At 33.7% G+C, this 14741-nt stretch carries 13 protein-coding genes; 3 read left to right on the forward strand and 10 right to left on the reverse strand.

The features are described 5' to 3' along the window. Positions 1–127: 127 nt before the first annotated feature. The 3 genes from HHH54_RS01290 to HHH54_RS01300 are packed head-to-tail and all read right to left on the reverse strand — an operon-like array spanning position 128 to position 5622. Positions 128–3319: a DNA polymerase III subunit alpha gene (locus tag HHH54_RS01290; protein ID WP_198617018.1), complete on the reverse strand. Its 3192-nt coding sequence runs from the start codon at positions 3317–3319 to the stop codon at positions 128–130. Positions 3320–3371: 52 nt separating this feature from the next. After that, positions 3372–4310, reverse strand: coding sequence for a DHH family phosphoesterase (locus HHH54_RS01295; protein WP_198617019.1), 939 nt, complete (start codon positions 4308–4310; stop codon positions 3372–3374). Between the two features lie 16 nt (positions 4311–4326). After that, positions 4327–5622: a DRTGG domain-containing protein gene (locus HHH54_RS01300; RefSeq protein WP_198617020.1), complete on the reverse strand. Its 1296-nt coding sequence runs from the start codon at positions 5620–5622 to the stop codon at positions 4327–4329. A 207-nt stretch (positions 5623–5829) separates the two neighbouring features. Between HHH54_RS01300 and HHH54_RS01305 the strand changes: the two genes are divergently transcribed. Continuing rightward, positions 5830–6243, forward strand: a complete 414-nt coding sequence (locus HHH54_RS01305; RefSeq protein WP_198617021.1) for a universal stress protein — start codon at positions 5830–5832, stop codon at positions 6241–6243. A 145-nt stretch (positions 6244–6388) separates the two neighbouring features. Here HHH54_RS01305 and HHH54_RS01310 read toward each other — a convergent pair whose 3' ends face one another. After that, the gene (locus tag HHH54_RS01310; protein ID WP_198617022.1) at positions 6389–7078 is read right to left on the reverse strand and encodes a metal-dependent hydrolase; all 690 of its coding nucleotides are present in this window, start codon (positions 7076–7078) and stop codon (positions 6389–6391) included. A 109-nt stretch (positions 7079–7187) separates the two neighbouring features. Between HHH54_RS01310 and HHH54_RS01315 the strand changes: the two genes are divergently transcribed. After that, entirely contained in the window at positions 7188–8261 is a 1074-nt protein-coding gene (locus tag HHH54_RS01315) for a M24 family metallopeptidase (protein WP_198617023.1), read from the forward strand. Positions 8262–8318: 57 nt separating this feature from the next. On the opposite strand, the gene ald is transcribed toward HHH54_RS01315, so the two are convergent. Further along, positions 8319–9434, reverse strand: a complete 1116-nt coding sequence (gene ald, locus HHH54_RS01320; protein WP_198617024.1) for an alanine dehydrogenase — start codon at positions 9432–9434, stop codon at positions 8319–8321. Between the two features lie 148 nt (positions 9435–9582). Here ald and HHH54_RS01325 point away from each other — a divergent pair, with 148 nt between their 5' ends. Continuing rightward, positions 9583–10086: a universal stress protein gene (locus HHH54_RS01325; RefSeq protein WP_198617025.1), complete on the forward strand. Its 504-nt coding sequence runs from the start codon at positions 9583–9585 to the stop codon at positions 10084–10086. A gap of 84 nt (positions 10087–10170) precedes the next feature. Here the strand turns inward: HHH54_RS01325 and HHH54_RS01330 are convergent, their stop codons facing one another. The 5 genes from HHH54_RS01330 to sppA all read right to left on the reverse strand — a co-directional run bounded on the left by HHH54_RS01330 (position 10171) and on the right by sppA (position 14650). Beyond that, positions 10171–11367: an acetate kinase gene (locus tag HHH54_RS01330; protein WP_198617026.1), complete on the reverse strand. Its 1197-nt coding sequence runs from the start codon at positions 11365–11367 to the stop codon at positions 10171–10173. 80 nt (positions 11368–11447) lie between these two features. Next, positions 11448–12395 carry a class I SAM-dependent methyltransferase gene (locus tag HHH54_RS01335; protein WP_198617027.1) on the reverse strand — a complete coding sequence of 316 codons (948 nt, stop codon included), beginning with the start codon at positions 12393–12395 and terminating at the stop codon, positions 11448–11450. A gap of 132 nt (positions 12396–12527) precedes the next feature. Next, positions 12528–13025, reverse strand: coding sequence for a thiol peroxidase (gene tpx / locus HHH54_RS01340; RefSeq protein WP_198617028.1), 498 nt, complete (start codon positions 13023–13025; stop codon positions 12528–12530). A 26-nt stretch (positions 13026–13051) separates the two neighbouring features. Next, positions 13052–13654 (reverse strand): RDD family protein, encoded by a 603-nt coding sequence (locus tag HHH54_RS01345; RefSeq protein ID WP_198617029.1) that lies wholly within the window; start codon positions 13652–13654, stop codon positions 13052–13054. A 9-nt stretch (positions 13655–13663) separates the two neighbouring features. Next, positions 13664–14650: a signal peptide peptidase SppA gene (sppA, locus tag HHH54_RS01350; protein ID WP_198617030.1), complete on the reverse strand. Its 987-nt coding sequence runs from the start codon at positions 14648–14650 to the stop codon at positions 13664–13666. Positions 14651–14741 lie beyond the last annotated feature (91 nt).

The following is a 14741-nucleotide window of genomic DNA, read 5'->3' on the forward strand; positions in this document are numbered from 1 at the left end:
AACTGCATACTTAATCATCATTATACTATAGCACACCTTTGATAGATACTAAACCCATACACTAATGGTAGCACTGACTGTATTAAGCACAGTATTTATGATAACTATCGCTAAAGATAGCTTGTTTTTATAAAATACGTATTTGATGTGGCTCAAAAGCACTTAAAAATTCATATATTTTTTCATTTTCACTCTCTAAATATCCTAGTGTCTTAAATTGGTGTGTATTCTCGTCAAAAAAGTCTATTTTTATTGTACTATTATTTTTCGGTGATTGATGACGAATCATGCTCGATACTTCTTCTGGAAAAACTCGTACAACAATGCGAGTTGAATATTTTAATTTCTGTGCTTCGAACGTCTCTAAATCCAATATTTCATTAATTATCAATTGAGTTCTTTGGTTTCTCATTTCAAATTTACCACTCACAATATAGGCTGTCCCTTCCTCAAGTGATACATTCATCTTGGAATAAACATTGGGAAAGAGCACACCATCTATTACTTTTTGACCATCGTTAATCGTTACAAATGCCATCTGTTGACCTTTTTTGGTACGAATGATTTTGATTTGATCAATCGTGATTAAAATAGGTTTTTGACTCAATCGTGTGTCTAATTTGAAAACACCTAAATATTGTTTAGCTTTAAATAGTTTTTCAGTTGGATGGGTTGTCACATAAAATCCTAAGTATTGTTTTTCATACTGACTTATCATTTCATCCGGCATCTCTTCCGTTTCACTATAATCTTTTTTAGTTGTTGCAAAGGTTTCAAGAAAACTCTGATCTAACTCACTTTCAGTATCAATGACCTTATCAATGGATTGTAATAAGGTTGCTCGATTTTGTTCAAAGCTATCTAGTGCACCAGTTAAAATAAGTGCTTCAAGTAACCGACGTGTTCTTATACGATTAGGTAAACGTTCACATAAATCAAAAAAGTCTTTGAACGGTCCATTGTTAATGCGTTCCGATACAATTGATTGAACACTTTGATAACCTATGCCTTTAATCGCACCTAGAGATATATACAATTTATCTATTTCAGAGACATACCGCCACATACTTTTATTTATATGAGGACCTTGAACTTGGATGTGATGTGATTTTGCTTCATCAATTATAGCGATTGTTTTCTCTTCATGTCCAATCACATTCGTCAGTATATTTGCATAAAAGTAAGTCGGATAATGAACTTTCAAATATGCCATTATATATGCAATTTTTGAATAGCTTACAGCATGTGCTCTTGGAAACCCATAATCTGCAAACTTTAAAATTAAATCAAATATTTGTTGACTTAATGCAGTACTATAACCACGTTCCGATGCACCATTTATAAAATGTTGGCGTTCGCTTTCTAAAACCGCGCGATTCTTTTTACTCATTGCACGTCTTAATATATCGGCTTTACCATATGAAAAACCAGCAAACTGACTAGCGATTTGCATGATTTGTTCTTGGTAAATGATTACACCATATGTGCGTTTCAATATCGGCTCTAGGTCCTGATGCAAATATGATACTTCTTTAGGATCATGTCGGCGTTTGATGTAAGTTGGTATCTCTTCCATAGGTCCTGGTCGATAAAGAGAAGTAACCGCCACAATATCTTCAAAATGCTGTGGTCTTAATTTTTGAAGTACTTTACGTACACCATCAGATTCTAATTGAAATATTCCTGTTGTATCACCTTTAGACAACAATTTAAATACATTCGAATCGTTAAGTGGAATTTTTTCAATTTCGATTTCCACATTTTGATGACGTTTAATTTGTTTAATGATTTGATGAATAATTGATAAATTTCTTAATCCTAAAAAGTCAATCTTCAATAATCCTATACGTTCCGCTTCAGTCATGGTCCATTGTGTTAGAAGTCCAGCATCCCCCTCTGTTAATGGGATGACTGTTTCCAATGGCTGGTCATTTATAATGATTCCAGCCGCATGTGTAGAGGTATTCCTCGGTAAACCTTCAAGTTTTCGACAAAGTTCAAACCACTGCTCATGACGATAGTTTCGATGTACAAAATCATGAAAAGGTTGGTGTTTATAAGCTTCGTCTAACGTTATTCCTAACTGACTAGGAATATTTTTAGATGCTTCACTAAGCGTAATCTCATCGAATCCTAAAACACGCCCTACGTCACGAGCTACTGCTTTTGCTGATAAATGACCAAACGTTATAATACCGGCTACTCGGTGATCTCCATATTTTTCTTGTACATATTGAATCACTTTTTCACGTTTAGTATCTTCAAAATCGATATCAATATCTGGCATAGTGACACGCTCTGGATTTAAGAAGCGTTCAAATAGTAAATCATATTTTATAGGATCAATGGTTGTGATATTGAGTAAATAACTCACAAGAGAGCCCGCTGATGATCCCCGACCAGGTCCAACCATAATGTCATTAGATTTAGCAAAATGAATGAGATCACTCACAATAAGGAAATAATCAGAATAACCCATTTCACGAATGATTTCATATTCATACGTCATACGTTGTCGATAGATATCATCATCTAGCCCTGAGTGCTTCAAAGCCTGATCAAGTAAATTCCATAAATAGGCATCTGCACTCTCACCATTTGGTGTTTTGAATTCAGGAAGAAGAGATTGATGATAATTGAGTTTTGCATTGCATGCATTCGCAATGTCTTCCGTTTTATCTAATAACGAGCGATTTATACCGGAATTAATCAGTTCTTGTACAGAATAAAGATACTCGGTTGGTGATGCATCTTTCTCAACAAAATTAACTTTTTGATTATCTCTAATTGCAGAAAGTACTTTTAATGCTTCTTTATCTTCTGGTTTTTCATAAAAAGCACTTTGAACCCAAACTTGCTCAAGGTGCTTTATCTGAGACGATGTATGATCGAGGTATATTGAGACAGATTCTGGAATATTATCTAACCAGTGCATCAATTGATCGTTAAACTTTTTGAAAATAAGGATATGATGGCTTAAAAAAGATTGCAATTTATCAATTGTAATTGTATTTAGACGATTTACTTTAATAAAGGACGATATTTCAAATAAATCTTGAAGCCCATCATTATCTTTTGCTAAAAGGATTGCTTCAATTTGATTAAATTCATCAGTAATATTTACAGTTATACCAAGAATTGGTTTAATATTTTGAGAAAGACATGCATCATAAAATTTTGGGACACCATACATGACGTGAAGGTCTGTAATTGCTATCGCATTATAACCTGCTGCTTTAGCTTGATGTACCGCATTTTCTACTTTCATTGTTGAATTAAGCAAATCATAAGCTGTATGAATATTTAAATGTGCGACCACTCTAACTCACCCTCTTATTAAATCAAACTTCGTCCCTCTATCTTTTAATTTCTTATTTTAGTTTTTCTTTTAATCTTGATGCTAAACGATTAAATGTATCCCAATCTTTTACAGAAACGCCAGAAGCATTAGGATGTCCTCCGCCACCAAACTCTGCTGCTACATCATTAATTGTAATTGCTTTTGAACGAATTCGACAACGAATATCATTACCTTCGTCAACTGCAAAGACCCATATTTTCAAACCTTTCAAATCTGCTATAGCATTTACGAATAATGAAGCTTCATTTGGTTTAATATGATATTGATGAAGAATATCTTGGGTAATTTTAACTTGGCAAAACCCATCCTCATGTAAATCGAAATTTTGTAACACATAACCGTGAAACGGCATTAAGTGCGGTTCTTTTTCACCTAACTGATTTAACAGTCTTTGTGGTTCGATATCATACTGAATCAATGAACTGGCAACTTGAAATGTTCTAGTCGTAGTATTACTAAACATAAAACGTCCAGTATCCCCTACAATACCTAGATATAATGCTTTAGCAACATTTTCATCCATATCTTGAAGACCATTTAATTGTTCAATCATGTTATAAACAATCTCACTTGTTGATGAAGCATTCGTATCTACATAATTAAGATCACCATATTGATCAACAGGAGGATGATGATCAATTTTTATAAGCTTTTGTGAAGCTGGAATTGTAAGCCCATCAATTCGCGCATCGTTTGCTGTATCGCATACTATAAACAGTGCATCATCTGAGTAAGTCTGAGCATTAATCTCATCAGACATTCCCATAAAAGAGAGTGTAGGTTCCATTTCTCCTACTGTATAAATAGATTTTTTTGGATAACGTCGTTTTAAGTAATGAAACAATCCGAATTGTGAACCCAATGCGTCTGGATCGGGTCTTACATGTCGAAAAATGACAATAGTATCATATAATTCAATTGTATTTTTTATTTCTTCAAATGTATTCATATCTCTTAAACTCCTTCTAATGATCTAGCAATTGACATAATATTAAAGCTTTAGCAACAGGTTGATGGGCACTTTCTAAAGTTACTTCTAACTTAGCAAAATTCCGTCCCATGTCGAGAATCTGATACAATACTTCTACTTCGTTTTCAATCTGTACGGTTTTAATATAAAAGATGTTTAAACTCTCAATCATAACTTCTACTTTTTTATATTTTCTCATTACAGATTTAATAGTTTCTTCGATAATAGCCAAAGAAACGGATTTACTTAGCATACCAAATTGATTGGTTAATTGTGGTGTGATTTCAACTAAAATTTGATTATTACGTATCTCTATATGTTTTGCTACTTGGTCGTTAATAGTTTCACCAACTTGAGGTTGTCGACCAACGACTTGCATTGCTTTAAGCACATCTTCCCTTGATATAACACCAATAAGTTTCTTATGATTATCAGTTACAGGTAATAATTCGATGCCTTCCCATATCATAAGATGCGCACAACTAGCTACTGTTGTATTAAGTTGAACACTGATAGGTGGTTTGGACATCACAGATAACACAAGTTCACTTGATCGATGTCCTATAATATCTTTGCTTGTAATCAGTCCAACTAATTTTAAAGCCTCATCTACAACTGGAAAACGTGAATGACCAGATAAACGTGCTTCTTTTTCCACTTCAGAAATGGTCATATCATCTTTTAAGTAAGATGTATCTTCTATTGGTATAACAATATCTTCTACAAGCAGTATCTCTTTTTTTATCATTTGGTTGTAAATTGCTCGATTAATAATATTCGCAACCATAAATGTGTCATAGTTTGATGAGATGATTGGTAAATCATTTTCATTGGCAATTTGTTTAATCTCATCTGTGGTGTCAAAGCCCCCAGTAATTAACACCGCACTGCCTTTTTGAAGTGCTGCTTTTTGGACATCTAAACGGTTCCCGACAATTAGTAACGTGTTTTTGGATACAAAATTCATGACAACATTCGATTCCATTGCACCAATGGCAAACTTTGTAAGTGCTTTAAATTGTCCTCCTTTTCCACCAATCAGGTGCCCATCGACAATCTTAGCAATTTCTCCAAAAGTGAGATGTTCTAATTGTTCACGGCTTTTCTTTTCAATTCTCACTGTACCAACACGGTCAATAGTAGCAACAAGCCCTTGTTGATTAGCATCTTTAATGGCACGATATGCAGTTCCTTCAGACACATCTAAATCTTTTGCAATCTTACGAACTGATATCTTTTGACCTACAGAAAGATTTTCTATATGTTTTATGATTTGTTCATGCTTTGTCATTACGATACCTCTATTTCACTAATTCCTTATGTGTTGACCTATCAAATAAACAGGACAAAATCATAATAATAAATCATTCATTATTATAACGTGTTTCTTCAATGAATGCTAAGATACAACGATGTGTGTCAAAATACTTTATAAAAATTGAAATGGATGAAATTATAGGTACTTTTCTTTACACTATATTTAAGGAGGTAGATCAGAATGCATAAAAATATATTATTAGCGGTCGATACTGATCTTAAAAATGCTAAAGCACTTGAAGAAATTGTAAGACTTTCAGGTGACACGACTACAGTAACTTTGTTAAATGTTATTGGAGAACAAGATGCCCAAGCTTCAGTCAAAATGGGAACTCACGTTGATGAATTAAAAAAGATTCGTCAAACAAATATGGGGCCTACACGTGAAAAGTTAGAGGCTCATGATATTAAATATGAAGAAATTATTGAGCGCGGTAATCCAAAACAAGTTATTGTTGATTACGCGAATAGCGGTCGCTATGACATTGTAGTATTAAGTAACCGTAAAGCAGAAGAAGGAAAAAAATTAATTTTAGGCAGTGTGAGCCACAAAGTTGCGAAAAGAGCAAAAATTCCTGTTCTTATTGTGAAATAAATTTCAACTTTTTAAATGCGAAATAATCAACTACAAAATATAACCACTAAAGTATGTTAAACATGTGTAAATCTTCCGCAATGTTTAAAATACATACTTTAGTGGTTGAGTTTTTAGTACTTAAAGGATTGATTTTATCTTTAATCTATAAGCGAACTTCTTCACCTGGTTTTAAAATTTGAACTTCACCTTCAGTGACTTTAGCTTTAAACTTCTCAGGGTCTTGTTCGATTAATGGGAATGTATCATAATGCACTGGTACTGTAATTCTAGGTTTTATTAACGAATTAATCGCATAACTCGCATCATCAATGCCCATTGTAAAATTATCACCAATTGGTATAAAACATACGTCCACTGGATGACGTTCTGCAATTAACTTCATATCACTAAACAAGCCTGTATCTCCTGTATGATAAACAGTTGTACCTTCAATATCGATAATAACCCCCATTGGCATACCTAGATAAACAGGAATACCATTATCATCAGTAAGACTAGAACTATGAAAAGCCTGAACAAATTTTAAAGTTCCAAAATCAAACTTCCATTGTCCACCAATATTCATTGGGTGAACGTTTTCGATTCCCTTAGCAGTAGTCAAATAATCAGCAAGCTCAGCTGATCCAATCACTGTAGCACCAGTTCTTTTTGCGATTTCAACTGTGTCACCAAAATGATCTGCATGACCGTGTGTTAATACAATATAATCTACTTCTAATTCATTAACATTTAAATCTGATAGTTCATTCCCTGAAATAAATGGATCAATAATAACCTTTTTACCATTTGCCTCAAAATATACTGTTGACTGTCCGTGAAAAGATAATTTCATATCTCATCCTCCTCTATTCTACTCATATTATTATACCCGCTCTCACATATTACAACACATAGCCATTTGTATTTTATAATTTTCTCGAATAAAATATAAGAGAAAGTAAATGTCGTTAGGAGGATTAACATTGAAAACAAAACACTTGTTAGAAACACTCAAAGATTATAAAGCGAATGCTATTTGGATTACAGATCCTACAAATGTATTTTATTTTACAGGATTTCACACAGATCCGCATGAACGTTTATTAGCATTTCTAATTACAGAATCAGGTGAAGAAATTTTAGTATGTCCTCAATTGGATGTTGAAGCGGTTAAAAACTCACCATTTGAAGGAAAAATCATCGGTTATCTTGATACAGAATCACCTTATTCAAAATTACCTTATACTTTTAATCATTTATTAATTGAAGAAGAACATCTTACAGTCAAACGATACAATGCTTTACATGAAGCATTTAGTGTGAATCAATTTAGTTCAATAGATTTAACAATTAAAAATTTACGTAATATAAAATCTGAATCAGAATTAGAAATTCTACGTAAGGCAACAGATTTTGCGGATCAATGTATTAAAATAGGACAAGACTTTCTAAAAGAAGGCATCACAGAGAGAGAAGTTGTAAACCATATCGAACAAACTATTAAACAGCGTGGCGTTGATGAAATGAGTTTTGATACTATGGTATTATTTGGTGATCATGCAGCTGAACCCCACGGTGTACCTGGTGATCGTAAATTAAAACAAGATGAATATGTACTCTTTGACTTAGGCGTTGTCTATGAACATTATTGCAGTGATATTACACGTACAGTTGCTTTCGGTACTCCTGAATCAAAAGCGCAAGAAATTTATAATACTGTGTTAGAAGCAGAACAAGCAGCTATCGAACTTATCAAACCAGGTATCACTATTAAAGAACTCGATGATAAAGCCCGCGGTATTATTGAACAAGCTGGATATGGTGAGTATTTCCCACATCGTTTAGGTCATGGTCTTGGATTAGGCTTGCATGAGTTTCCTGACATCTCAAATACAAATACGAATACACTTGAAGAAGGTATGGTGTTCACAATTGAACCTGGTATTTATGTTCCTGGTGTGGCAGGAGTGAGAATTGAGGATGATATATATGTTACTGAAAACGGATGTGAGATCTTAACACACGCTCCTAAGTAACAAAAAAGGTTAAGCGAAGCGCTCGCTTAACCTTTATCTTTGAAGTTATGATTTCAATTATTTTAGTACCTCGCTAACTGATGTATATTCACGATCAAATGCATCAGCAACAGCTTTATTTGTCACTTTACCTTCATAAACATTTAAACCACGTGATAATGGTTCATTATCTAATAACGCTTGTTTATATCCTTTATTTGCAATTTGTAATGCATATGGCAACGTTGCGTTATTTAAACCAATTGTAGATGTTCTCGGTACTGCACCAGGCATATTTGCAACAGCATAATGTACAACGTCATGTTTAATATATGTTGGATCGTCATGTGTTGTAATCTTATCTGTAGTTTCGAAAATACCACCTTGGTCAATGGCAATATCCACAAGTACAGATCCCGGTTTCATTGCTTTAACCATTTCTTCTGTTACAAGTTTAGGTGCCTTAGCACCAGGAATTAATACCGCACCAATAACTAAATCACTTTCTTTAACACGTTCTTCAATGTTAAGCGGGTTAGACATAATTGTATGAACGCGACCATCAAATAAATCTTCTAATTCTTGTAAACGTTTAGGATTAACATCTAAAATCGTTACATCAGCACCTAAACCTAATGCAATTTTAGCTGCGTTTGTACCAGCTTGGCCCCCACCAATAATAGTAACTTTACCTTTTTGTACACCTGGAATACCTCCAAGTAAAATACCTAATCCACCATTAAAACGTTGTAAGAATTGTGCACCGATTTGAGCTGACATACGTCCTGCTACTTCACTCATTGGTGTTAATAATGGTAATGAACGGTCTGGTAATTGAACTGTTTCATAAGCAATAGCTACCACTTTATTTTCAATTAACGCTTCAGTTAATTCTGGTTCATTTGCTAAATGTAAATAAGTAAATAAGATTAACCCTTCTCTAAAGTAACCATACTCTTCTTTTAAAGGTTCTTTTACTTTAATAACCATATCAACATCCCAAACTTTCGCTTGGTCATCAATGATTTCAGCCCCAGCCTCTACGTAATCATTGTCTTCAAAGTAAGAACCTTCTCCAGCACCTTTTTGTACATAAACATTGTGTCCAGCTTCAACAAGTGCGTGTACCCCACTTGGTGATAAACCAACACGGTTTTCGTTATTTTTAATCTCAGTAGGAATTCCAATTTTCATACTCCTAACACCTCCATAGATATCATAACTCATACTAAATGTAAGCGCAATCATTCTTGGCTTTAAAGTGCTATAATTTTTAATATATGAAGAATTAAATATATACATTGTGGTATAATATAAGTGATCATAGAAAGGGGTTTTCATTATGTATATTTATCAAAATATTCTAATCGCAGTAGACGGTTCACACGAAGCAGAATGGGCTTTTAATAAAGCAGTTGCAGTTGCTAAACGTAATAATGCTAAACTAACAATTATGAATGTCATTGATTCAAGAACTTATACATCTTTTGAAGTATACGACTCAAAATTCACTGAAAAATCAAGACAGTTTGCTGAAAAGCTCTTAAATGGTTATAAAGAAGAAGCACAACGTGAAGGCATAGAGAGTGTTGATACAATATTAGAATTCGGCTCACCTAAATCAATTATTCCTAAAAAAGCAAATGATGGCGAGCTTGATGTTGACCTTATTATGTGTGGGACTTCTGGATTAAATGCTGTTGAGCGTTTTATTGTAGGTTCTGTATCTGAAGCAATTGTGCGTCATGCTAACTGTGATGTTTTAGTTGTTAGAACTGAACAAATCCCTGAAACATTTGAACCGAAAGTTGCAACTAAAGAATTACTCAATGACTTTGATATTTAAGTAATTTCACTAAAAGTATAAAAAGGCGGCAACCATAAGTTTAATTGGTTGCCGCTATTTTTTATCTCATTTAATTATAGTGGATTATAAGTTACCAAATTTGATAACATCACGTGCAATCATTACTTCTTCATTTGTAGGAATGACAAGCACTTTAACTGGTGAATGTGGATAGTTTAATTCAGCCTCTTTACCACGTAATCCTTCATTTTTACGAGGATCCCAATAAACGCCCATGAATTCAAGTCCTTCTAATACACGTGCACGAATAACATCTGAGTTTTCTCCTACACCAGCAGTGAAGATGATAACATCTACACCGTGCATACGTGTTGCATAAGAACCCATATATTTATGAATACGAGATGCAAATACTTCAAGTGCTAACTCAGCACGTTTATTACCATTGCTTGCATCACTTTCAATATCACGTAAATCTGAAGATGTACCTGTAATTCCAAGTAATCCAGATTCTTTATTTAAAATATTTAATACTTCATCAGCAGTTTTTCCTGTTTTTTCCATAATGAATGGGATTAAAGCAGGGTCGATATTACCTGAACGTGTTCCCATCGTTACACCTGCAAGTGGTGTAAAGCCCATTGAAGTATCAACAGATTCACCGCCATCAATCGCAGCAATTGATGCGCCATTACCGATGTGACAAGAGATCATACGTAACTCTTCGATTGGTTTATCCAAAATTTCTGCAGCACGTTGTGACACATATTTGTGACTTGTACCGTGGAAACCATATTTACGGATACCATAATCTTTATAGTAGTCATAAGGTAAGCTATATAAATATGATGATTCAGGCATAGTTTGGTGGAATGATGTATCAAATACCGCAACATGTGGAATATTTGGTAATAATTTTTGGAACGCGCGAATACCCATTAAGTTCGCTGGATTATGAAGTGGTGCTAAATCTGTAAGCTTTTCGATATCTGCAATAACTTCGTCCGTCACTAATGCAGATTCTGGGAAGCGCTCACCACCGTGTACAACGCGGTGACCAGTACCATCGATATCATTAATATCATCAATAATACCATGTTTTTGGAAGCTATCTAACATAATATTTACCGCTTCTTCATGGTCTTTAATGTCATCTACAACTTTGTGTTTTTCACCATTCACTTCAATTGTAAAAATTGAATCTTTTAAACCGATACGCTCGATTAAACCTTTAGTTACTAACTTTTCTTCCGGCATTTCAATTAATTGAAATTTTAAAGATGAACTACCAGCGTTAATCGCCAGAATTAACTTTGACATAAGGAATGCCTCCAATGTGTTTTAAATTTATTCAAATCTATTTAACCATTAATACAGATTAATTTCAAGAGTATTACAGATTAATTTTTAGGATGATTTTGTGACATCCATTCTTTTAATTCAGTGATGAAATTTTGAAAGTTTTGTGGATTTTTAAAATCTGGAATATTAGCCAATAATACTTCTACAGGCTTAGTTTCACCTTGTTTTTTTCGTTGTAATATTAATATAGATTTTTGCGCTTTTTCACTCTTAAAAAGTGTTTTCGGTAAATTTAAAAAAGCTTGCATTTCTGTTTCTGTTGCAATAAAATTTTCAAGCTGTTTTACATTGGAATCTTCAAAAATTTGACTTGGAACTACTAGAAAAACATATCCACTTGGTTTTACTGTCTCAATTGCTTGTTCAATAAACAGGTAATGTGCATAGCTATGCCCTTCTTCAAATCCTAATCGCATTTCATGACTTCTTTCATCATTGGGATAATATCCAATGGGCAGATCTCCAACTACAATGTCTGCCTCTTCAAATGGTAAAGGCATTAAGGCATCTTGAGGGTAAACATCAAACGGAATCTCTAAAAAGTTAGCAAGATGGATACTCAGTCGAGATAATACTGGATCTACTTCAACTAAATGGTGCATTAAAGTTGTATCTTTCATAACTTCATGGATAGATGCACTTAAATGTCCAGAACCACTTCCTAAATCTACAATGTGCACAGCCTCACTATTGTTTTGAAATTGAGATATTAAAAACCCTACAATCAAACCGATTGAGTCTGGTGTAATCTGATGATTAGCTTGGACTTCTTCTCTTTGAAGTTGACTTAGATACGCAAATTGAAATGCTTTTCTGCGATCCTGTAGTGTGCTTTGTTCGAGCAATTGACGCTGAGATGTATAAATATGTTCTAATGCTAAACCTAAATTTTCAATAAAACTTTGTCCATTCTCTTCATTCAAAACTTTCGTTTTTTCATCTATTACTTTAAACAGTTGCTCCATTACCGTTTGGGATTCTGTCATAATTCCCGTCCTCTCTACAAAAATTGAGAGCGAAACTTAAGGTGACGCATTGCAACACAGTCCAATGCGTTTTACTCCACTTTAAAGTTTCGCCCTATTTTATATCATTTAGATATCCTTAGTCTCTTAAGATTAACCTAATTTTTGATAAGCTTCTAATGCTGCCTCAAAGTTAGGAAAATCCGTACCTTCAGGAACAATTTCTTTATAAACGATTTTATCATTTTCATCTAACACAAATACTGAACGTGCTAAAAGCTGTAGCTCTTCCATTACAACGCCATAGCTTTCACCGAAGGAATGTGTTTGATAGTCACTTAATGTGATGACGTTGTCAAGGCCACTTGATGCACACCATCTTTTTTGAGCAAATGGTAAATCTAGAGATACTGTTAATACGTAGCCATTTTCCTGACTCGCATCTTCGTTAAAACGACGTGTTTGTTGGTCACAAACCCCCGTATCCAATGATGGTACCACATTAATTAATTTTTTCTTACCTTTAAAGTCCGCAAGTGATTTTGGATTTAAGTCATTATCAACTACTTTAAAATCTGGTGCTTGTTGACCTACTTCAACTTCTTGACCAGTTAATTGAATTGGATTTCCTTTAAAAGTAACTTGTGACATGTTTACAACCTCCTAGATTAAGTTTCTTAATTATTATACGAGTTATATTGCGTGTTATCACGTAATAAAGCTTCATTTTCACGAATATATTTTAAATATTTATTTTTAACCACTACAGTATCCGCAAAATAATCATGGACGCCAATATGTTTAGGTGTAAACACTACGAACAAATAAGGTAAACCAAAAAGCACATTGGAAATGATACGACCTATCCATTCTCTAAAAACTACATCGCTCCATCGTAACTTATTAATTCCAGTAGTATAGACACTAATACCTAAAATCATTTTTCCTATTGTTTGTTGAAAAAACTTGGTCATCAGTATGAAATAGCCAAAATATAGCATTGCATCAATAATATGCTCAACACTAAAATAACTAATCCAAAGTTGCCATTGATCTATTCCAGTAAAGGCATATAATGGTTTGAATATAATTTGTGTAATACCCCATAATATTGCGAGGTCAATGATGTAACTTAAAAATCGTCGTCCAAATCCTGCGTAAAAAAACGCATTAAGCTCATGTTGATGCGTTTGAATAACCTGACTCGCTTCAACTTCACCATTAATACGATCATTATACGGATTGTAATTAGTTTGATCATTTAAATGAGTGTATGCCATTGATTTCACCTACCCTTCATACATATACATTGGTCTTGCTTCAGAACGGTGATGAACAAGAGATGTAAAATGTTCTATATCTGCTTTTAAATCATTATAGAAAGTTTTCATACCAAAAAATGATCCCATACCTGATGAAGCCTCATCATATGTAATAATTTGAGCATCTTTAGCGCCAATCTCTTTCTTCATATCTTTTAGTGCTGTATCTTTGTATCCAATTTTATCAATCAATCCATTTGATTTTGCTTGATTTGCGCTATATAAACGACCATCAGCTAATTGTCTAACTTTTGATTCCGACATATGACGACCATCGCTTACTATCTCCACAAAACGATCATAACTATCCTTATTAATAGATTGTAAAATGGCACGTTCTTCATCTGTCATTTCTCTAGTTGGGGACATAATATCTTTATGATCTCCAGATTTAATTGTATTTGTTTTCACACCAAGTCTATTCATCAACTCTGAATAATCTGTTGATTGAGATATAACACCAATAGAGCCTGTCATCGATTGAGGACCAGCATAAATCTTATCTGCAGGAGCTGAGATATAGTATCCCCCAGAAGCTACTAAACTCTTCATTTGAACGTATATTTTCTTACCTTTCTTTTGTGTTTCTTTTATTTTTTGATATAATTCATCACTTTCGTACACTCCGCCACCTGGAGTATTAATATTTAACAATACACCTTTCACAGTACTGTCATTTTGAATACTTTCAAGTTGTTTAATAATATTTTGATGATCATAGCCTGTACCACCAAATAAACCACCTGAACCTAAATCCATAATTTCACCATCTATGTTAATTTCTGCAATTTGGTGAGACGCATCTCCTTTTTCAACAACTGAAGAGGGTAAATCTTCATCCAACGTATTAGCATCACTAAAAATGGATGACACTACCGTTGTAACAGTACTCATGATAATCCCTATCATCACAATAGCAACAGCTAAAATAATCGCAACAATTCGTTTTGACATGTACAACTTCCTTTCTCACTTTTCTCATTTTTTATCATAACAAAAACAAGTTGCTATTTTGAATACCTTTTCTAAAATAACAACTTGTTTT

This window comes from Staphylococcus canis (assembly GCF_016238445.1).
GTDB classification, from domain to species: Bacteria; Bacillota; Bacilli; order Staphylococcales; family Staphylococcaceae; genus Staphylococcus; species Staphylococcus canis.